The sequence below is a fragment of the Pseudomonas persica genome (genome assembly GCF_900291015.1).
Lineage (GTDB): Bacteria > Pseudomonadota > Gammaproteobacteria > Pseudomonadales > Pseudomonadaceae > Aquipseudomonas.
Map to the genome: position 1 here is coordinate 1 of NZ_OLKL01000274.1, position 249 is coordinate 249.

The 249-nt window shown below is 67.5% G+C and carries 1 pseudogene; it reads left to right on the forward strand.

Annotation, left to right across the window (positions count from 1 at the left end):
• Positions 1-249: pseudogene (locus FQ664_RS26555) on the forward strand (succinylglutamate desuccinylase); the annotation flags it as partial.

Consider the following 249-nt stretch of genomic DNA (forward strand, 5'->3'; position numbering starts at 1 on the left):
CCTGCGGCGGGGGCTGGACGCACACCCGGCGCGCACACCGCTGCAGGCCCAACGCCTGATATTGCAGCGCCTTGCCTGCGATGCCGACATGGTGCTGGACCTGCACTGCGACTTCGAGGCGGTCGAGCACCTGTACACCACGCCAGACGCCTGGCCGCAGATCGAACCTCTGGCCCGCTACCTGGGTGCCCAAGCCAGCCTGCTTGCCACCGACTCTGGCGGGCAGTCGTTCGATGAATGCTTCAGCCT